A 16,985-nucleotide genomic window follows, 5' to 3' on the forward strand; every position below is an offset into this window, starting at 1 on the left:
TCACAGGGCCACCCACTCGCGCGATGCGCTCGCGTGCCCGGCGCAGTCGGGGCAGAACGGGTCGCGCCAGGTGGTCAGCGAGGTCTGTTCGCCGGTGGCGGCGTCCATGGTGGTGACCCGGCCCCAGGGGTGCTCGGCGGCCATCGGCAGCAGGGCGCGCAGGGCGAGGTGGGCGACGAGCCCGCCGGTCCAGTACAGGCACCCCGGTTGCAGGGTGGCCCATCCGGCGGCCGGTCCCGGCGCGGGGGCCCGTTCCGTCTCCGGCCGTGCGGGAAGGTGACAGCGCAAGCACCCCGACTCGCCGGCCCGTACCCAGGGGCCGATCCGGACGCGCTGCGCGCCGAAGCGCACCGGCAGCCATGACCTGCCGTCGGCGCACAGGGCCCGGTTGGCCGCCGCGAGGCGCGCCTCGTCGGAGTCGGCGACGATGCGGAGCGCGGCGTCCGCCTCCGGCTCCGGCCCGGCGGGGTTCAGCCCCTGTTCCCGGAGCAGGCGGTTCCATACGGAGACGACGAGTTCCGGGCCGGTCACGTGAATGCGTTTCGCCCGGAGGGCGGAGAACACCCGGTCGGGTTCGGCGGCCCGGCGGCAGATATACGAATAGAGCCGCCGGCCGGGCTCGTCGTCGATGACCGCGTTTTCTCCGGGAAAGAGCAGGACTCCCATGTCCCGTAATCGCGGCATGAACGGCGACAGCCTCCGGGCCTCCGCCTCGGTGAGCTGCCGGCGGATCGGAGCGCTGCGGCGCATCCTGGGCACCACCTGCGTGATGACGTCCGCCAGCGGCTGCAGGGCGGCCGGATCCGCGGTCAGCGCGTAGGTCCGGGGGCCGACGGCGATCTCGCATTTCTCCGGCCCGTGCATCCGGAATTCGACGTCGGCGGCCGCGACCGCCACCTTCTCCAGCACCGCGGAAAGGCCGGAAAGGCCGGAAAGCTCGGGAAGCTCGGAATCAGGCACGGGCCCATCGTAGGCCCGGAACAATATCCGCCCAATACGGATTTCCCCGGTACTGTACTACGGAATTCCGTAGTAGGGGAATGCATTGTTCGCATGTCCAATGGCTGCCTCGTTCCCGGGAGTCGGACGGAGCATCCGCATGGACACGTTCAGTCGCAGAGGGTTTCTCGGCACCGGTACCGCGGCGCTGTCGCTGCTGACCCCGGGCATGTCGCCGGCGCACGCCGGCCATGTGCCCTGGGCGCGGCTGGACCGGCGCCTGCGGGGCCGCCTCGTCCGGCCCTCCGATCCGGTCTACCGGACGGCCAGGCAGCTCGACCTCGCGCAGTTCGACGCGGTCGCCCCGAAGGCCGTCGCCTATTGCGAGGGTCCGCACGACGTGGCGCTGTGCCTGGCGTTCGTCCAGGACCACGACGTGCCGTTCGCGGCGCGCAGCGGGGGCCACAGCTACGGCGGGTACTCCACCAGCCCGGGCCTGGTCATCGACGTGTCGCGGCTCAACTCGGTGACGGCGGGCCCCCGGAGCGTGCGGGTCGGCGCGGGCGCGCAGGCGGTCGACGTCGTCGACGCGCTCGCCCCGTACGGGCTGGCCCTGCCCGGCGGCACATGGGCGACGATCGCCGCGGCCGGGTTCGTCCAGGGCGGCGGCATCGGCTATCTCACGCGCTCCCTCGGCCTGGCCTGCGACCGGGTCACCTCCGCACAGGCGGTCCTCGCGGACGGCCGGGTCGTCACCGCCTCGCCGGAGGAACACCCGGAGCTGTACTGGGCGTTGCGGGGTGGCGGCGGGGGCAACTTCGGCGTCGTCACGTCGTACTCCATGACCCCCGCGGCCGTCGGCCCGGTACGGACGGCGCGGCTGTCCTGGGCCTGGGACGACGCCGTCGGCATGATGGACGGCTTCGCCCACTGGCTGGTCGACGCCCCGCGGACCATCGGCGGCGCCGCCGTGGCCGTCCTCGTCGACGCGGCTCCGGGCGGGACGCCCCTCGCGGGGGTGACCTTGCTGTCCACCGGCACCGAGGCCGAACTCACGGCCGAAGTCGCCCGCTTGGTCTCCCTCTGCGGCCCGCCGGCGGACCGCACGGCCGACAGGGTTCCGTACCGGTCGTTCATGATGGAGGCCTTCAAGTGCGGCACCCTCACGGCCTCCCAGTGCCACCGCGCCGGCAGCACCCCCGAGGGCCGGCTCCCCCGGGCCGCCTACGGCCTGGTCCGCGGCCGGATGTTCGGCCGGCCGCTGCCCCGCGCTGCCTGGGAACGGGCCCTGGAGGTCTTCGACCTGGCCCGCGTCCCCGGTCAGACCCACAAGCTGGAGGTCCTGGCCCTGGGCGGCGCCGCGGGCGACCCGGGCCGCACCGACACGGCCTACGTGCACCGCGACACCCTCTTCGACATCAACTACCTGAGCGTGATCGGCCGCGGCCCCGCCGGCACCGCCGCGAAGATCGCGGCGAAGCAGTGGGCCGATGCCGGTTTCCACGCCGTCGACCCTTATTCCAACGGCGAGACCTACCAGAACTTCATCGACCCGTCCCTCCGCGACTGGCGCCACGCCTACTACGCGGAGAACTACGCCCGCCTCTCCTCCGTCAAGGCCGAGTACGACCCCTACGGAGCCTTCCGCTTCCCGCAGGGCATCGGCCCGGGGCCCGCCCGCGCCGAGGGGCGGTGACGGTCCGCGGCGGCCGCAGGGATCAGCCGCCCCGGCCGCGGGGCGGCTGATCCCTCTCAGGGCCGTTCGGCCCATGGTGGACGCCGCTCCCGGCAGATCATGATCGGTGCAGCGCAGCGGTGCGCCGACCGTCGACGGGAGCCGGTTGTGGAGCAGACAGAGGTGTTCTCCCAGGACAGGCCGATCCGGGTCTTCCTCCTGGACGACCACGAGGTGGTCCGGCGGGGGGTCCACGACCTGCTGGACGCCGAGGACGACATCGTGGTCGCCGGCGAGGCGGGCACCGTCGACCACGCCCTCGCCCGGGGGCCCGCCCTGCGCCCCGACGTCGCCGTCCTGGACGTGCGGCTGCCGGACGGCGACGGCATCACCGTCTGCCGGGAGCTGCGCTCGCGGATGCCGGGGCTCGCCTGCCTGATGCTGACCTCGTTCGACGACGACGACGCCCTCCTGGACGCCATCATGGCCGGGGCCGCCGGGTACGTCCTGAAGCAGATCAAGGGGTCCGACCTCGTCTCCGCCATCCGCACCGTCGCCTCCGGCCAGTCCATGCTCGACCCGGCCACGACCACGCGCCTGATGACCAGCCTGCGCGGGGGCGGCGAGGACGCCGGGCCCGGCGACGAGCGGCTCGCCGACCTCTCGCCCCGCGAGCGCGACATCCTCGCGCTGATCGGCGACGGGCTCACCAACCGTCAGATCGGCAAGAGCCTGTTCCTGTCCGAGAAGACGGTCAAGAACCACATCTCGCGGCTGCTCGCCAAACTCGGCGTCGAGCGCCGCATCCAGGCGGCCGTCCTCGCCACCGAGGCCGGCCGGGCCACCGCCGAGCCGGGCCCGCCGGCAGGCGAACCCGGGGACCGCCGGGAGCAGTCCGGCCGCCGGGGCTGAGCCGCACCGCTGCCGCCGTGAACGTCCCTGTGCCATCGGACGCCGGCAGCCGCCTCGCCGTTGCGGGGCGGCCGGGGACGGCCCGTCCTCGGCTACTCCGCCGGGAGGGGGACGCGCCAGGTCAGCACCGTGCCATCGCCGGACGGGGCGGAGAGCAGCAGCCGCCCGCCGTGCCGTTCCGCACGTTCGGCCAGGTTGCGCAGCCCGCTGCGGCGCCCGTCGCCGGGTATGCCGACGCCGTTGTCGGTGACGGTGAGCACCAGGTCCCGGCCGTCGTTGACCACGGAGACGCCGGCGGACGTGGCGCGGGCGTGCCGGACGACGTTCGTCAAGGCCTCCGCCAGGACCGCCACCGCGTCGTCGATGACGGCGCGCGGCACCCGGGTGTCCAGCAGGCCCTCCATCCGCAGGCTCGGCGCGAAGCCGAGGAGCGTGGCGGCGCCTCCGACGGTCTGCACGACGCGGGTGCGCAGCCCGTGCTGGGGCGCGGTCTCCCGCGACCGCAGGCCGAAGATCGTCGCCCTGATGATCTTGATGGTCTCGTCGAGGTCGTTCACCGCCCGCTGCACGCGCTCCGACGCCTCCGCGTGGTCGATGAAGCGGTCCGCGCTCTGCAGCGTCATCCCCGTGGCGAACAGCCGCTGGATCGCGAGGTCGTGCAGGTCGCGGGCGATCCGGTCGCGGTCCTCCAGCAGCGCGAGCTGTTCGGCGTCCGCCCGGCGCTCCGCCAGCTCCATGGCCATGGCCGCCTGCCCGGCGAAGTTCAGCAGGGGCTCGATCTCCTCCTGCGAGAACACCGGCCGCCCCGTCCCCCGGGCCAGGAACAGCACGCCGATCACCGTCTCACCGGACTTGATCGGCACCGCCACCGCAGGCCCCAGACCGGTCACCGACGCGGGCACCGCGGAGACCCGCGGGTCCTCGTCGACGCTGAGGCTGCACACCGGCTCGCGCTCGCAGAGCACGACGCCGACCAGGGTCCCCTCGACGGGAAGGGCGACGCCGCGGATGGCGTCGGCCAGTTCGCCCGTGGCGACCTCGACGGTCAGCGCGGACCCGTCGTCCAGCGGCAGTGAGACCGTGGCCAGCTCGGCCTCGGTGATCTCCTTGGCCAGCTCGGCGATCTGGGCCATCACGTCCTGCCGCGGGCTGCCGGACATCAGACTGGTCGTCACCCGGGCGCTCGCCCGCAGCCACCGTTCGCGCCGCGTGGACTCCTCGTACAGCCGGGCGTTGTCGATGGCGACGCCGGCGGCGACGGCGAGCGTGGAGAGCACCGCCTCGTCCTCGGCGTCGAAGTCCGCCCCGCCGCGCTTCTCGGTCAGGTACAAGTTCCCGAACACCTGGTCGCGGACGCGGATGGGGACGCCCACGAAGCTGTGCATCGGCGGGTGGTTGGGCGGGAAGCCGTACGAGGCGGCGTGCTCGGAGATCTTCGGCAGCCGCAGCGGCGCGGGGTGCCGGATCAGCTCCCCGAGCAGCCCGTGCCCCGAGGGGAACGGGCCGATGGCCTTGATCTGCTCGTCCGTCAGCCCGACGGTGAGGAACTGCGAGAGCGTGCGCCCGTCCTGGCCGATGACCCCCAGCGCTCCGTACTGGGCGTCCACCAGCACCACCGCCGCCTCGACGATCCGGCGCAGCACGTGCTCCAGGTCCAGCTCGCGCCCCACCGACAGCACCGCCTCCAGCAGGCTGTGCACCCGGTCCCACGTACCGCGTGCGGTGTCGAGCCGCGCCTGGAGCTCCCCGAGCAGCTCGTCGAGTCTGAGGTGCGGCAGCCGCACCGAACCACCCCCGGCGGTCTCCAACGCGTCTCCTCACGAACGACGAACGGACGAGGTGTGTCTCGCCGGACCACCGTATCGGTCCCGGGGCGGGGCGGAAACGGATGCGCCGACCCGGGCCGGAAGAGGCGGATCCGTGGCGGAACGGCCCCGGTCCCGCCCCGGAGCGACCGGGGCGGGACCGAGGCGGCGTGGAGCGGTCACCGGTGCCGGAGGGGCCCCGGCCGGAAGGGAGTTACGGCGCCATCTCGTACGCGCCGGACAGCGCCTCGACGCGCTCCCACACGCGGGCCGAGCGGGCGTCGTCGACGACGGGGCGGCGGACCGCGCCGAGGGCCCAGCGCTGCTGCTCCTCGGTGGCGGAGTCCTTGCCGTGCAGTTCGACGGCGTGCGCGGAGAAGTCGCGGACGAGGACGGCGAACAGCTCGTCCAGCACGTCCCGGTCGAGGCCGGTCAGACGAGCCTGCTCCAGGATCAGCTGGCCGTGCACGACGAGCGCGAAGAGCTGGCCGACGGCGAGGAGGAGGTCGAGGTCGCGGCTCTGCTCCTCGTCGGGGGCGGCGGCGGTGACGAACGCGCACAGCGCGTCCGCCTGCTCGCGGAAGCGGCCGACGTTGGGCACGTCGGCGTAGGCGTCGTAGGCGGTGCGCCAGTCGTGGAAGCGGATGGCGCCCAGACCGCGGGCCGGGCCCTGGCGGAAGAGGAAGTCGTCGTCGGCCGCGTCGAGGCGGGTCGGCACGGGCGCGTACTCGGCCGGGTTGAGCAGGTGGTTGCCCATGAACTTCAGGATCAGCGCGAGGTTGACGTGGACGGTGCCCTCCAGCTTCGGCAGGCCACGGATCTCGGTGGCGGCCTGGGCGAAGTAGGTGTCCTTCTCGAAGCCCTTGGCCGCGATGACGTCCCACATCAGGTCGATGACCTTCTCGCCCTCCGTGGTCACCTTCATCTTCGTCATGGGGTTGAAGAGGAGGTAGCGGCGGTCGTCGGGGCCGGCGGAGCGGAAGTAGTCGACGGCGCGGTCGCTGAACAGCTTCATCCCGACGAGGCGGACGTAGGCATCGGTCAGCTCGCGGCGCACGTGCGGGAAGGCGGTGACGGGGCGGCCGTAGAGGATGCGGTTGTGCGCGTGCGTGACGGCCTCGTACATCGCGTGCTCGCAGATGCCGATCGCGCCGGTGCAGAGGTTGAACTTGCCGACGTTGACGGTGTTGAGGGCGGCGTCGAAGGCGGCGCGGCCGGTGTGCAGGACGTCCTCGGCCGCCACCGGGTAGTTCTCCAGGCGGAACTCGCTGACGTACTTCGACGAGTCGACGACGTTCTTGACCAGGTGGTACGCCTCGTGGCGGCTGTCGGCGGCGAAGAAGACGTAGCCGTCGGGGCCCTCGACGTCGGTGCGGCGTCCGAAGACGGAGACGAGGCCGGCGGCGTTGCCGTTGCCGATGTAGTACTTGGAGCCGCTCGCCCGGAAGCCGCCGTCGCCGTCCGGCTCCAGGAGCATGTCGGTGGAGTAGATGTCGGCGCCGTGGGACTTCTCGGACAGGCCGAAGGCGAACACCTCGCCCTGGGCGAGGAGTTCGGCGGCACGGGCGCGGGCGGCGGCGTTGTCGCTCTGCCAGACCGGGCCGAGGCCGAGGATGGTGACCTGCCACGCGTACCAGTAGTCGAGCCCGTAGAAGCCGAAGATCTCGTTGAGGGCGGCTATGCGGGCGGTGTCCCAGCGCTTGTCCTCGTTCCCGCCGGCGGCGGAGGCCGGCGTCAGGAAGGTGGCGAACAGGCCCTCCTTCGCCGAGAAGGCGAGGAAGTCCGCCAGCCAGGCGCGGGAGCGGTAGTCCTCGATCAGCTTGCGCTTGCCGCGCTCCTCGAACCAGTCGACGGTGGCGCGCAGCAGCCTGCGGGTCTCGGGGTCGAAGTGCGCGGGGTCGTAGGTGCGCGGGTTGAAGAGCAGCTGGTCGGCCATGGAGGTTCGCCTTTCCGGCGTGGAGATCGGAGGGTGTGGTCTGCAGGTCAGTGCCCGGCCCGGAGCCGGTGGAGCGTGGCGAGGACGTCGTCGAGCCAGGCGATCGTCATGCGCTCGTAGGCGATGCCGCCGCGCAGGACGACGTGCTGGAGCTCGCGCCCGGCGTCGCCGGGCGTTCCGGGCGCCCCGGGCCCGGTGAAGTCGCGCCGCTCCCCCGCGAGGTAGTGCGCGAGCCGGTCGGAGTGCGCCCGGTGGTGGCGTTCGACTTCGCGGATCAGTGCGGCCGGGTCGTCGAAGGCCGCGCCGCGGATCTTCACGGCGAGGTCGTGCCGGACGCTCTCGGGTTCGATCGGCTCGTGGAGCCAGCCGGAGAGGGCGGCGCGCCCGGGGGCGGCGACGGAGTACTCCTTCTTGTCCGGCCGACCCTGCTGCGGCACCTCGCGCACGTCGATCCAGCCGTCGCCCTCCATCCGCTTGAGGACGCGGTAGATCTGCTGGTGGGTGGCGGTCCAGAAGTAGCCGATGGACCGCTCGAAGCGCCGGGCCAGCTCGTAGCCGGAGCCCGGCTTCTCCAGCAGGGAGACGAGGATCGCGTGGTCGAGCGCCATACCCGGATCCTGCTATGCAACTCGTTTCATAGACAAGCGCCCCCGCCCGGGTGAGACGCGGCTCACTCGCGGCCGCGCCCCGGGGTGGGGCCGCACCATCGGGGTGCCCTCAGGGGCGCGGGATGTTGCGCAGGTTGGAGCGCGCCATCTGGACCATCCGGCCCACGCCGCCCTCCAGGACCATCCGTCCCGCCGACAGGGCGAATCCGCCGACCATGTCCGCGGTGATCTTCGGCGGGATCGACAGGGCGTTGGGGTCGGTCACGATGTCCACCAGCGCCGGGCCCTTGTGCCGGAACGCGTCCCGCAGGGCGCCCCGCACCTGCTTCGGCTTCTCCACCCGCACGCCGTACGCGCCGGCCGCGCGGGCGATGGCGGCGAAGTCGGGGTTGTGGTTGGCCGTGCCGTAGGACGGGAGGCCGCCCACCATCATCTCCAGCTCGACCATGCCCAGCGACGAGTTGTCGAACAGCACCACCTTCACCGGCAGGCCGTACTGCACCAGGGTCAGGAAGTCGCCCATCAGCATGGAGAACCCGCCGTCGCCGGACATCGAGACGACCTGCCGGTCCCGGTCCAGGAACTGCGCCCCGATGGCCTGGGGCAGGGCGTTCGCCATCGAGCCGTGGGTGAAGGAGCCGATGACGCGGCGGCGGCCGTTCGGGGTGAGGTAGCGGGCCGCCCAGACGTTGTTCATCCCGGTGTCGACGGTGAAGACCGCGTCGTCGGCAGCCTCCTCGTCCAGGACGGAGGCCACGAACTCCGGATGGATCGGCGTGTGCTTCTCCACCTTCCGCGTGTACGCCTTCACGACGCCTTCGAGGGCGTCGGCGTGCTTGGCGAGCATCTTGTCGAGGAACTTCCGGCTGCTCTTGACCTGCACCCGCGGCGTCAGGCAGCGCAGCGTCTCACGGACGTCGCCCCACACCGCGAGGTCGAGCGCGGACCGCCGGCCCAGGTGCTCGGGCCGCACGTCCACCTGCACGGTCCTCACGTCGTCCGGCAGGAAGGCGTTGTACGGGAAGTCCGTGCCCAGCAGGATCAGCAGGTCGCACTCGTGGGTGGCCTCGTAGGCGGCCCCGTAGCCGAGCAGGCCGCTCATGCCGACGTCGTAGGGGTTGTCGTACTGGATCCACTCCTTGCCGCGCAGCGCGTGCCCGACGGGAGCCTTGACCCGCTCCGCGAAGCGCATCACCTCCTCGTGGGCCCCCGCCGTTCCGCTGCCGCAGAACAGCGTCACCTTCCCCGCCTCGTCGACCATCCGGGCGAGGGCGTCGATCTCCGCGTCCCCGGGCCGCACCGACGGCCGGGCCGCGACCAGCGCGTGTTCGCCCGAACGGGCCGGGGCCTGCTCTCCCGCGACGTCGCCGGGCAGGACGATGACGCCGACTCCGCCGCGCCCGACGGCGTTCTGGATGCCGGTCCGCAGCACCCGCGGCATCTGCTGCGGGCTGGAGACCAGCTCGCAGTAGTGGCTGCACTCGCGGAACAGCTGGTCCGGATGGGTCTCCTGGAAGAAGCCGGTGCCGATCTCACCGCTCGGGATGTGCGAGGCGAGCGCGAGCACCGGGGCCATGGAGCGGTGGGCGTCGTAGAGGCCGTTGATGAGGTGCAGGTTTCCCGGGCCGCAGGAGCCCGCGCAGGCGGCCAGCCTGCCGGTCAGCTGGGCCTCCGCCCCCGCGGCGAAGGCGGCGGCCTCCTCGTGCCGGACCTGGACCCAGTCGACTGCGGCATGGCGGCGCACCGCGTCCACGACCGGGTTGAGGCTGTCCCCGACGACCCCGTAGAGCCGCCGCACCCCGGCCCGCGCCAGGATGTCGACGAACTGCTCCGCCACCGTCTCCTTCGGCATGAACCCGTCCTCCCGCGTCGCCGGTCGCAAGGACCGGCGCGCGGCCGGTCTCCCCGCCCCCTGCCCCCATCAATCCACAGAACACCTGCCCGTGCATCCCTGGCGGGAGGGGGCGGGTGCGGGGCGCTCCGGCGGCCGGCCGGCTAGCGCCGCCGGTACACCGAGCGCTGGAGGTGGTCCTTGGCGGGCCCGGTGGTGCGCCACTGCACGTGCCACTCGCCGGGCGAGACGACGGTGAACGTGCCGTCGTAGCCGTCCCGCCCGCAGGGGTGACGGGTGGTCCAGTGCCCGGTGCGCAGGTCGAGGTCGTGGAAGGGCCGGCCGTCGGCGAACAGCACCTCGGCCGTGCCGTCCGGCCGGGCCAGCAGCCGCAGCGTCCGCCCGGCCCGGTTGACCGCGCCGGCCCAGCTCAGCTCGCCGTCCTCGACGTGCAGTACGGACGCGCCGTCATCGGCCGGACGGAAGTCGGCCGTGCCGTGGAACGCCCCCTCGGCGCCGGTGTCCAGGTCGAGCAGGGTGCGGTCGACCGTCCACTGCCCGGTCAGGTAGGCGACGGCGTCAGGGACGGGAACGGGACGGGGTGCCGAATCGCTGACGGGTGTCGGATCATGGGCGGCGCAGTTCACCGACCCATCATCCCCCGCCGCCGTGGGGCGGCGGGCGCCGCGGTGGCACGAGGTGGGGACACGAGAAGGGGCATGCACTGATGCGCAGCGTCTACGTCGTCACGCACCCGGAAGCGACCCATCACGTCGAAGGGGTGGTCGGCGGCTGGCACGATTCGCGGCTCACTCCGGCCGGCAGGCGCGCGGCGGCCTCCATCGCCCGGGCGCTGCGGGCCGCGATCCCCGGCGGTGCCGGGGTGGAGCTGTTCTCCTCGGATCTGCGGCGGACCCGGGAGACGGCCGAGGCGGTGGCCGGACTCCTCGGCGTGGAGCCGGTCCTGGACCGCAGGCTGCGGGAGAAGTCCTACGGGGAGGCCGAGGGGCGGCCGCAGGAGTGGCTGGACCGGCGGTTCGTCCCGCCGCCGGCCGCCGGGGACCGGATGGGGCACGACGAGGGCCTGCCCGGTGCCGAGACCAGAGCGGTCTTCGCCCGGCGCGTCTACGCGGCCGTGGACGACATCCTGCGGCGCCCGTGCGCCCACCAGGTGATCGTGACGCACGGTTTCGCCCTGACGTTCGTGGTGGCGGCATGGATCGGGATGCCGTTCGAGGCGCTGGGCCGTGTCGCCTTCCCGGCGGCCCCGGGCAGCATCACCACCCTGCGCGAGGACGACTTCTTCCACAACCGCCAGGTCGCCGGCCTCGGCGACACCCGCCACCTCGGCTCGTGACCGGGGTGCGTGCCCCTCACGCAGCCCGGGCCTCCCGGCGGTAGCCGCCCGGGGCCCGGCCGTATTCACGTTTGAATGCCTTGGCGAAGGCGTATTCGGAGCCGTATCCGGTCCGGGCCGCGACCGTCGTGAGCGGGGCGTCGGTCTCGCGCAGCAGCTGGGCCGCGGTCGTCATGCGCCAGCGGGTCAGATAGGCCATGGGCGGCTCTCCGACGAGGGCGGTGAAGCGGCGGGCGAAGGCCGCGCGGGACAGGCCCACGCGCTCGGCGAGCGACTCGACCGTCCACTGGGCGGCCGGGTCCGCGTGGACGGCGGAGAGCGCCGGGGCGACGGCGCTGTCGCAGAGGGCGGCCGCCCAGCCCTCGGCCGCCGTTGGGGGCTGGTCCTCGATCCAGGCGCGCAGGATGTAGAGGAGCAGCGAGTCGATGAGCGCGGGCACGATGCCGGCCGATCCGATGCGGGGGTTCTCCAGTTCCGTGCCGAGGAGCTGGACGGCGGCGCTCAGTTCGGGGTGGCGGCCGTGCCGGGTGGGGAGGTGGATGATCTCGGGGAGCCGGCTCACCAGGGGGTGGGGGCGCCCCTGGTCCAGGTGGTAGTTGCCGCACAGCAGACTCGTGCTCGGGCCGTCGCCGCCGATGGTGACCGTGCCGAGCGGCGAGCCGGGCTCGAACTGCTCGGGCCTCTCCACTTCGGCCGGGGTGGAGGGGTCGTCGGCGAGGATGTGCCCCCGGCCGTCGCGCAGGAAGACCACGTCGCCGGTGCTGAGGGCGAGGGGCTTCAGGTGCGGCCCGTCGCCGAGGGGGACGAGCCAGCAGGTGCCGTAGAGCACCACGTGGAAGCCGGCGCCGGCGACCGGGGGGAGGCGCAGCCCCCAGGGGGCGCGGCCGTGGGTGCGTACGGACTTGGGCTGCCCGGTCCGCATCGAGCCCAGCGCCTCGGTCAGGATGTCCAACGCCGTCCCCTCTTCCCCGTCGTTCCCGTCACCGGCCTTCCGGCTCTCCGGCTCTCCGGCTCTCCGGCTCTCCGGCCTTCCGGCCTTCCGGCCTTCCGGCCAGCGTACGTCCCGGCCCGTGTCAGTCGACGGTCAGGACGATCTTGCCCTGGGTCCGGCCCGAGCCGACGGCCTCGTGGGCCGCGGCGGCCTCGGCCAGCGGGAAGGTCCCGGCGACGTGGGGGCGGATGCGGCCGGCCTCCACGAGGGCGGCGATCGCCTCCAGCGAGGCGTAGTCGGGCTCGACGGAGATCCCGGCGAAGTTCCGGCCCGCGGCCTCGACCTGGGCGGCGAGCTCCTGGTTCCAGTGCTCCATGATGCTGACGAGGGTGCCGCCGGGGCGCAGGACGGCCAGGGAGCGGATGCCTTCGGAGGAGGAGTCGAAGACGACGTCGACGTCCTTGACCGCCTCCGTGAAGTCGGTGGTGCGGTAGTCGATGACCTCGTCGGCGCCCAGGCCGCGCACGAAGTCGTGCTTGGGAGCGCTCGCCATGGCGATCACGTGGGCGCCGCGGGCCTTGGCGATCTGCACGGCGAAGTGGCCGACGCCGCCCGCCGCGCGGTGGATCAGCACCCGCTGCCCCTCGGTGATCCGGGCCGCGTCGACCAGTCCCTGCCAGGCGGTGAGCGCGGCGAGCGGGAGGGCCGCGGCGTGCACGTGGTCCAGGCCGGCGGGCTTGCGGGCCACCTGGCGGGACGGCACGGCGACGTACTCGGCGTAGCCGGTGGCGGCGCGCGGGAAGAACGGCATGCCGAAGACCTCGTCGCCCGGCTTGAAGCGGGCACCGGGGCCGGCCTCCTCGACGACGCCGGAGATGTCCCAGCCGACGCCGAAGGGCGGCTCGCCGAGCAGCGGGAGGGCGCCGGAGCGGACGGCCACGTCGACCGGGTTCACGCCGCTGGCGTGGACGCGGACGAGGACCTCGCCGCCGAGGGGGGTGGGTCGCTCGGTCTCGACGACCTCCAGGACCTCGGGGCCTCCGAAGGACTTCTGAACGACAGCGCGCATGGTGATCTCTCCTGGTGAGCGGCCGGGGCGGTGTCCCCGGCGGTTGATGTGCTCAACATTAGGGAGATCGAATGAGCGGATGAATATCCCTGAGTCTTCGAAAGATGTCCCACCGTCTTCACCGCCGGGATCCTGGGCCATCCCGGGGGACGGCTACTCCAGGGCACCCGGCGACCGCGCTCCGGAGTGTGGGATTCCCCTCAGCGACACCGCTTGAACAGTCAAAAGAGTGTGGGGTTAGCATATGAGCGCCGCCTAGCTCGATCGAGAGATGGACCTGCACCTGTGACTGTCAACGAAGACTCGTTCACAAGCTGGAAGAACCGCGAGGAGATCGCGGAGTCGATGATCCCGATCATCGGGAAGCTGCACCGCGAGCAGGACGTCACGGTCCTCCTCCACAGCCGCTCCCTGGTGAACAAGTCGGTCGTCAGCATCCTGAAGACCCACCGTTTCGCCCGGCAGATAGCGGGCGAGGAGCTCTCGGTCACCGAGACGCTGCCGTTCCTTCAGGCCCTGACCACGCTCGATCTCGGCCCTTCCCAGATCGACATCGGCATGCTCGCCGCGACGTACAAGGCCGACGACCGCGGCCTGTCGGTGGAGGACTTCACCGCCGAAGCCGTCGCCGGCGCCACGGGTGAGAACAAGGCCGAGCGGTGCGAGGGCCGCGACGTCGTCCTCTACGGCTTCGGCCGCATCGGCCGCCTCGTCGCCCGCCTCCTCATCGAGAAGGCCGGTTCGGGCAACGGCCTGCGGCTGCGCGCCATCGTCGTCCGCCAGGGCGGCGAGCAGGACATCGTGAAGCGCGCCTCGCTGCTGCGGCGCGACTCGATCCACGGCCAGTTCCAGGGCACGATCACCGTCGACGAGGCGAACAGCACGATCGTCGCCAACGGCAACGAGATCAAGGTGATCTACGCCAACGACCCGTCCGAGGTCGACTACACGGCGTACGGCATCAAGGACGCCATCCTCATCGACAACACCGGCAAGTGGCGCGACCGCGAGGGCCTGTCCAAGCACCTGCGCCCCGGTGTCGACAAGGTCGTCCTGACCGCGCCCGGCAAGGGTGACGTGCCCAACATCGTGCACGGCGTCAACCACGACACGATCAAGCCGGACGAGCAGATCCTGTCCTGCGCGTCCTGCACCACCAATGCGATCGTCCCGCCGCTGAAGGCGATGGACGACGAGTACGGCGTGCTGCGCGGCCACGTCGAGACGGTCCACTCGTTCACCAACGACCAGAACCTGCTGGACAACTACCACAAGGCCGACCGCCGCGGCCGCTCCGCGCCGCTCAACATGGTCATCACGGAGACCGGCGCCGCCTCGGCCGTCGCCAAGGCCCTGCCCGACCTCAAGGCGCCGATCACCGGCAGCTCGATCCGCGTCCCCGTACCGGACGTCTCGATCGCGATCCTCAGCCTGCGCCTGGGCCGCGAGACCACCCGCGAGGAGGTCCTCGAGCACCTGCGCGACGTCTCACTGAACTCGCCGCTGAAGCGCCAGATCGACTTCACCACCGCCCCCGACGCCGTGTCCATGGACTTCGTCGGCTCACGCCACGCCTCGATCGTCGACGCCGGCGCCACCAAGGTCGACGGCGACAACGCGATCCTCTACCTGTGGTACGACAACGAGTTCGGCTACTCCTGCCAGGTCATCCGTGTCGTCCAGCACGTGTCCGGGGTGGAGTACCCGACCTTCCCGGTGCCGCAGGTCTGATCCCGGCGCACCGTCTTCTCCGGCGTCCCCGACCGCCGCGGCCGGGCGGCCACCTCAACGGCGAGGTGGCCGCCCGGCCGTTTTCCGTGGGCCTCTCACGCTCCCCCGCCCGGCCCCTCCCTGTGCTCCCGGCCGGGGGCCGGTTCGTCCTGGTCCAGGGCCAGGAGGGCCGCGCCGATCCACCCCGCCTCCGGCCCGAGGCGGGCCGGCTCGATGGCCGGGAGCTCACGGTGGGCGGCCGCGGTGACGTACCGGGCGAAGCTCGCCCGGGTGGGGGCCAGCAGCAGTTCGCCGGCTTCCGCGACGCCGCCGCCGACGACCACCAGCTCGACGTCGAAGAGGTTGACGAGCGTCGCGATGCCGATGCCGAGCCAGTGGCCGAGGCGCTCCAGCTGGGCACGTGCGGCCGGGTCTCCGGCGCGCGCGGCCGCGGAGACCGTCTCCCCGGTCACGCGGCCGGGGCCGCCGGCGAGCGTGGCCAGCGTCCCGCCGGGTTCGGCCGCGGCCGCCGCGCCGCCGTAGCGACCGAGCGCCCGCCCGGAGGCCAGGGGTTCCAGACAGCCGACGACGCCGCAACCGCAGCGCTCGGCGCCGTGCGGGTCGACGATCGTGTGCCCGAACTCCATGGCGATCCCGGTGCGGCCGCGGAAGAGGCGGTCCGCCAGGACGAGGCCGCCGCCGACGCCGGTGCCCACGGTGATGAAGGCCATGTAGGAGGCGCTGTTCCCCTTGCGGTACTCCGCCCAGCAGGCGGCGTTGGCATCGTTGTCGACGAGGGCCGGCAGCCCGGTGGCCTCCTGGAGCAGCCGGCGCAGCGGCAGATCGCGGTAGGCGGTGTTGGGAGCGGTCCGGATGCGGCCTTCGGGCCAGTGGACGAGGCCCGCCGCTCCGACGCCGACGGCGACGGTCCCGGGATTCCGGGCGTGCAGTTCTTCGACCAGGACGGAAACGGCCTTCAGGATGGCCGCCTGGTCGGAGGGGCACGGCACGGCCGGGACCCGCTCGACGACGCGGCCTCCCGCGTCGGCCACTCCTGCTGCGATCTTCGTGCCTCCGATGTCGAGTCCGATGGCGAGCCGGTCGTCGTCGTGGATCCGTGGGCGCATGGGGGACACTCCTACCGGGGTCGGAGCCGGACGCCGAAACAACTCTGCAGCGCGATCAGCGCGGCGCCGTGCGCACCACGGACGGCATCCAGCGGCTTGGTGACGATGTGACAGTCCCTGCTGATGTGGAACGTGTGCGCGGGGAACTTCCTCATCGCGTCGAGGAAGGAGTTCGCCGCCCGGCGCCCCGGCCCGCCGCTGATGAGGTCCTCCGCCGCGTAGATCACCACATGGGTCGGGCCGAACGTGGTGAGCAAGGTGGCGATGCCACGGGCGATCGAGGTCCCGGCCTTGCGGAACGCCGACGCCGCCTGGCGCGCCTGCGGGTCCGTGCTGTCGGCGAGCGCGATCGCGGCCTCCAGCCCGTCCAGTTCCCGCCCGGTCAGCTCTTTGACCACGGCGGTCAGGGCCCGGTTCCCGACCTGGCTCTCGATGCACCCCCGCATGCCGCAGTCGCAGATCCGGCCCCGCTGCCAGACCTGGAGGTGACCGAACTCCATCGGGACGAAGACCCGTTCGCCCCGCACGACCATTCCGGCGCCCACGCCGTCGCGGACGAGGACGACCCCGAACGTCGCGCTGGTGCTGCCCACGCCGAGGCTCTGCTCGTACGCCGCGAAGGCGTGCGCGTCGTTCTCCACCGACGTGGCGCAGCCCATCTTGAAGGCGAGCTCCGCGCCGAGAGGGACGTCCACCCACTCGTACGGGGGAGGCTTCTCGTGCCGGTGGTCGTCGGGGCCGTTGACGAGGTGGAGGACCGTTCCCGTGTCCGGGTCGACGGGGCCGCCCACCTGGACCCCGACGCACACCCTGTCCCGGGGAAAGGCGCAGCCGAGTCTGTCGTCCATCAGGCGGCCCGCCATCTCGGCCACGCGCTGCACCACCTCCGCCGACTCCATGACCGTGAGGTGCCGACGGGTGCGGGCGATGACCGCACCGTCGGCCCCGACGACGACCCCCGTGAGCTTGTACGGCTGGAGTTCGACGCCGACCGCGTAGTGCTCGTGGTCGAGTTCGTGCGAACGCTGCAGCACCTGCCGTACTTTCCCGTCGTTCGCGTTCATGAGATGTCACCTGCGTCCGGT

At 72.5% G+C, this 16,985-nt stretch carries 14 protein-coding genes; 4 read left to right on the forward strand and 10 right to left on the reverse strand.

What is annotated here, in order from left to right; translation table 11 throughout:
• The gene (locus NQU55_RS11890) at positions 1-960 is read right to left on the reverse strand and encodes a TOMM precursor leader peptide-binding protein (RefSeq protein ID WP_256790473.1); all 960 of its coding nucleotides are present in this window, start codon (positions 958-960) and stop codon (positions 1-3) included.
• Between the two features lie 139 nt (positions 961-1,099).
• Between NQU55_RS11890 and NQU55_RS11895 the strand changes: the two genes are divergently transcribed.
• Together NQU55_RS11895 and NQU55_RS11900 are read left to right on the forward strand one after the other, a co-directional pair.
• Positions 1,100-2,635 carry an FAD-binding oxidoreductase gene (locus tag NQU55_RS11895; RefSeq protein ID WP_168095559.1) on the forward strand — a complete coding sequence of 512 codons (1,536 nt, stop codon included), beginning with the start codon at positions 1,100-1,102 and terminating at the stop codon, positions 2,633-2,635.
• 147 nt (positions 2,636-2,782) lie between these two features.
• On the forward strand, positions 2,783-3,526 hold the full coding sequence (locus NQU55_RS11900) for a response regulator (RefSeq protein WP_256790474.1): 744 nt from the start codon (positions 2,783-2,785) through the stop codon (positions 3,524-3,526).
• 92 nt (positions 3,527-3,618) lie between these two features.
• Here NQU55_RS11900 and NQU55_RS11905 read toward each other — a convergent pair whose 3' ends face one another.
• From NQU55_RS11905 to NQU55_RS11925, 5 genes are all read right to left on the reverse strand, one after another.
• Positions 3,619-5,334: a GAF domain-containing sensor histidine kinase gene (locus NQU55_RS11905; protein ID WP_168095557.1), complete on the reverse strand. Its 1,716-nt coding sequence runs from the start codon at positions 5,332-5,334 to the stop codon at positions 3,619-3,621.
• Between the two features lie 211 nt (positions 5,335-5,545).
• Positions 5,546-7,267 carry an acyl-CoA dehydrogenase family protein gene (locus tag NQU55_RS11910; RefSeq protein WP_256790475.1) on the reverse strand — a complete coding sequence of 574 codons (1,722 nt, stop codon included), beginning with the start codon at positions 7,265-7,267 and terminating at the stop codon, positions 5,546-5,548.
• 47 nt (positions 7,268-7,314) lie between these two features.
• Positions 7,315-7,875: a PadR family transcriptional regulator gene (locus NQU55_RS11915; RefSeq protein ID WP_168095820.1), complete on the reverse strand. Its 561-nt coding sequence runs from the start codon at positions 7,873-7,875 to the stop codon at positions 7,315-7,317.
• A 109-nt stretch (positions 7,876-7,984) separates the two neighbouring features.
• The gene (locus tag NQU55_RS11920; RefSeq protein ID WP_168095819.1) at positions 7,985-9,727 is read right to left on the reverse strand and encodes a pyruvate dehydrogenase; all 1,743 of its coding nucleotides are present in this window, start codon (positions 9,725-9,727) and stop codon (positions 7,985-7,987) included.
• A 143-nt stretch (positions 9,728-9,870) separates the two neighbouring features.
• A complete protein-coding gene (locus NQU55_RS11925) occupies positions 9,871-10,353 on the reverse strand; it encodes a DUF6314 family protein (protein ID WP_256790476.1) in 483 nt (160 codons plus the stop codon).
• An 80-nt stretch (positions 10,354-10,433) separates the two neighbouring features.
• Between NQU55_RS11925 and NQU55_RS11930 the strand changes: the two genes are divergently transcribed.
• The gene (locus NQU55_RS11930) at positions 10,434-11,063 is read left to right on the forward strand and encodes a histidine phosphatase family protein (RefSeq protein ID WP_168095818.1); all 630 of its coding nucleotides are present in this window, start codon (positions 10,434-10,436) and stop codon (positions 11,061-11,063) included.
• A 16-nt stretch (positions 11,064-11,079) separates the two neighbouring features.
• Here NQU55_RS11930 and NQU55_RS11935 read toward each other — a convergent pair whose 3' ends face one another.
• The gene (locus NQU55_RS11935; RefSeq protein WP_168095817.1) at positions 11,080-12,015 is read right to left on the reverse strand and encodes an AraC family transcriptional regulator; all 936 of its coding nucleotides are present in this window, start codon (positions 12,013-12,015) and stop codon (positions 11,080-11,082) included.
• Positions 12,016-12,136: 121 nt separating this feature from the next.
• Complete coding sequence (locus NQU55_RS11940) at positions 12,137-13,063, reverse strand: NADP-dependent oxidoreductase (protein WP_256790477.1); 927 nt, start codon at positions 13,061-13,063, stop codon at positions 12,137-12,139.
• A gap of 285 nt (positions 13,064-13,348) precedes the next feature.
• Here NQU55_RS11940 and NQU55_RS11945 point away from each other — a divergent pair, with 285 nt between their 5' ends.
• On the forward strand, positions 13,349-14,794 hold the full coding sequence (locus NQU55_RS11945) for a glyceraldehyde-3-phosphate dehydrogenase (RefSeq protein WP_256790478.1): 1,446 nt from the start codon (positions 13,349-13,351) through the stop codon (positions 14,792-14,794).
• Between the two features lie 95 nt (positions 14,795-14,889).
• On the opposite strand, the gene NQU55_RS11950 is transcribed toward NQU55_RS11945, so the two are convergent.
• Both NQU55_RS11950 and NQU55_RS11955 read right to left on the reverse strand, forming a co-directional pair.
• Positions 14,890-15,900 (reverse strand): ROK family protein, encoded by a 1,011-nt coding sequence (locus tag NQU55_RS11950; RefSeq protein WP_168096312.1) that lies wholly within the window; start codon positions 15,898-15,900, stop codon positions 14,890-14,892.
• A gap of 11 nt (positions 15,901-15,911) precedes the next feature.
• Complete coding sequence (locus NQU55_RS11955) at positions 15,912-16,964, reverse strand: ROK family protein (RefSeq protein ID WP_168096311.1); 1,053 nt, start codon at positions 16,962-16,964, stop codon at positions 15,912-15,914.
• Positions 16,965-16,985 lie beyond the last annotated feature (21 nt).

It is taken from the genome of Streptomyces telluris (assembly GCF_024519335.1).
Classification (GTDB): Bacteria; Actinomycetota; Actinomycetes; order Streptomycetales; family Streptomycetaceae; genus Streptomyces; species Streptomyces telluris.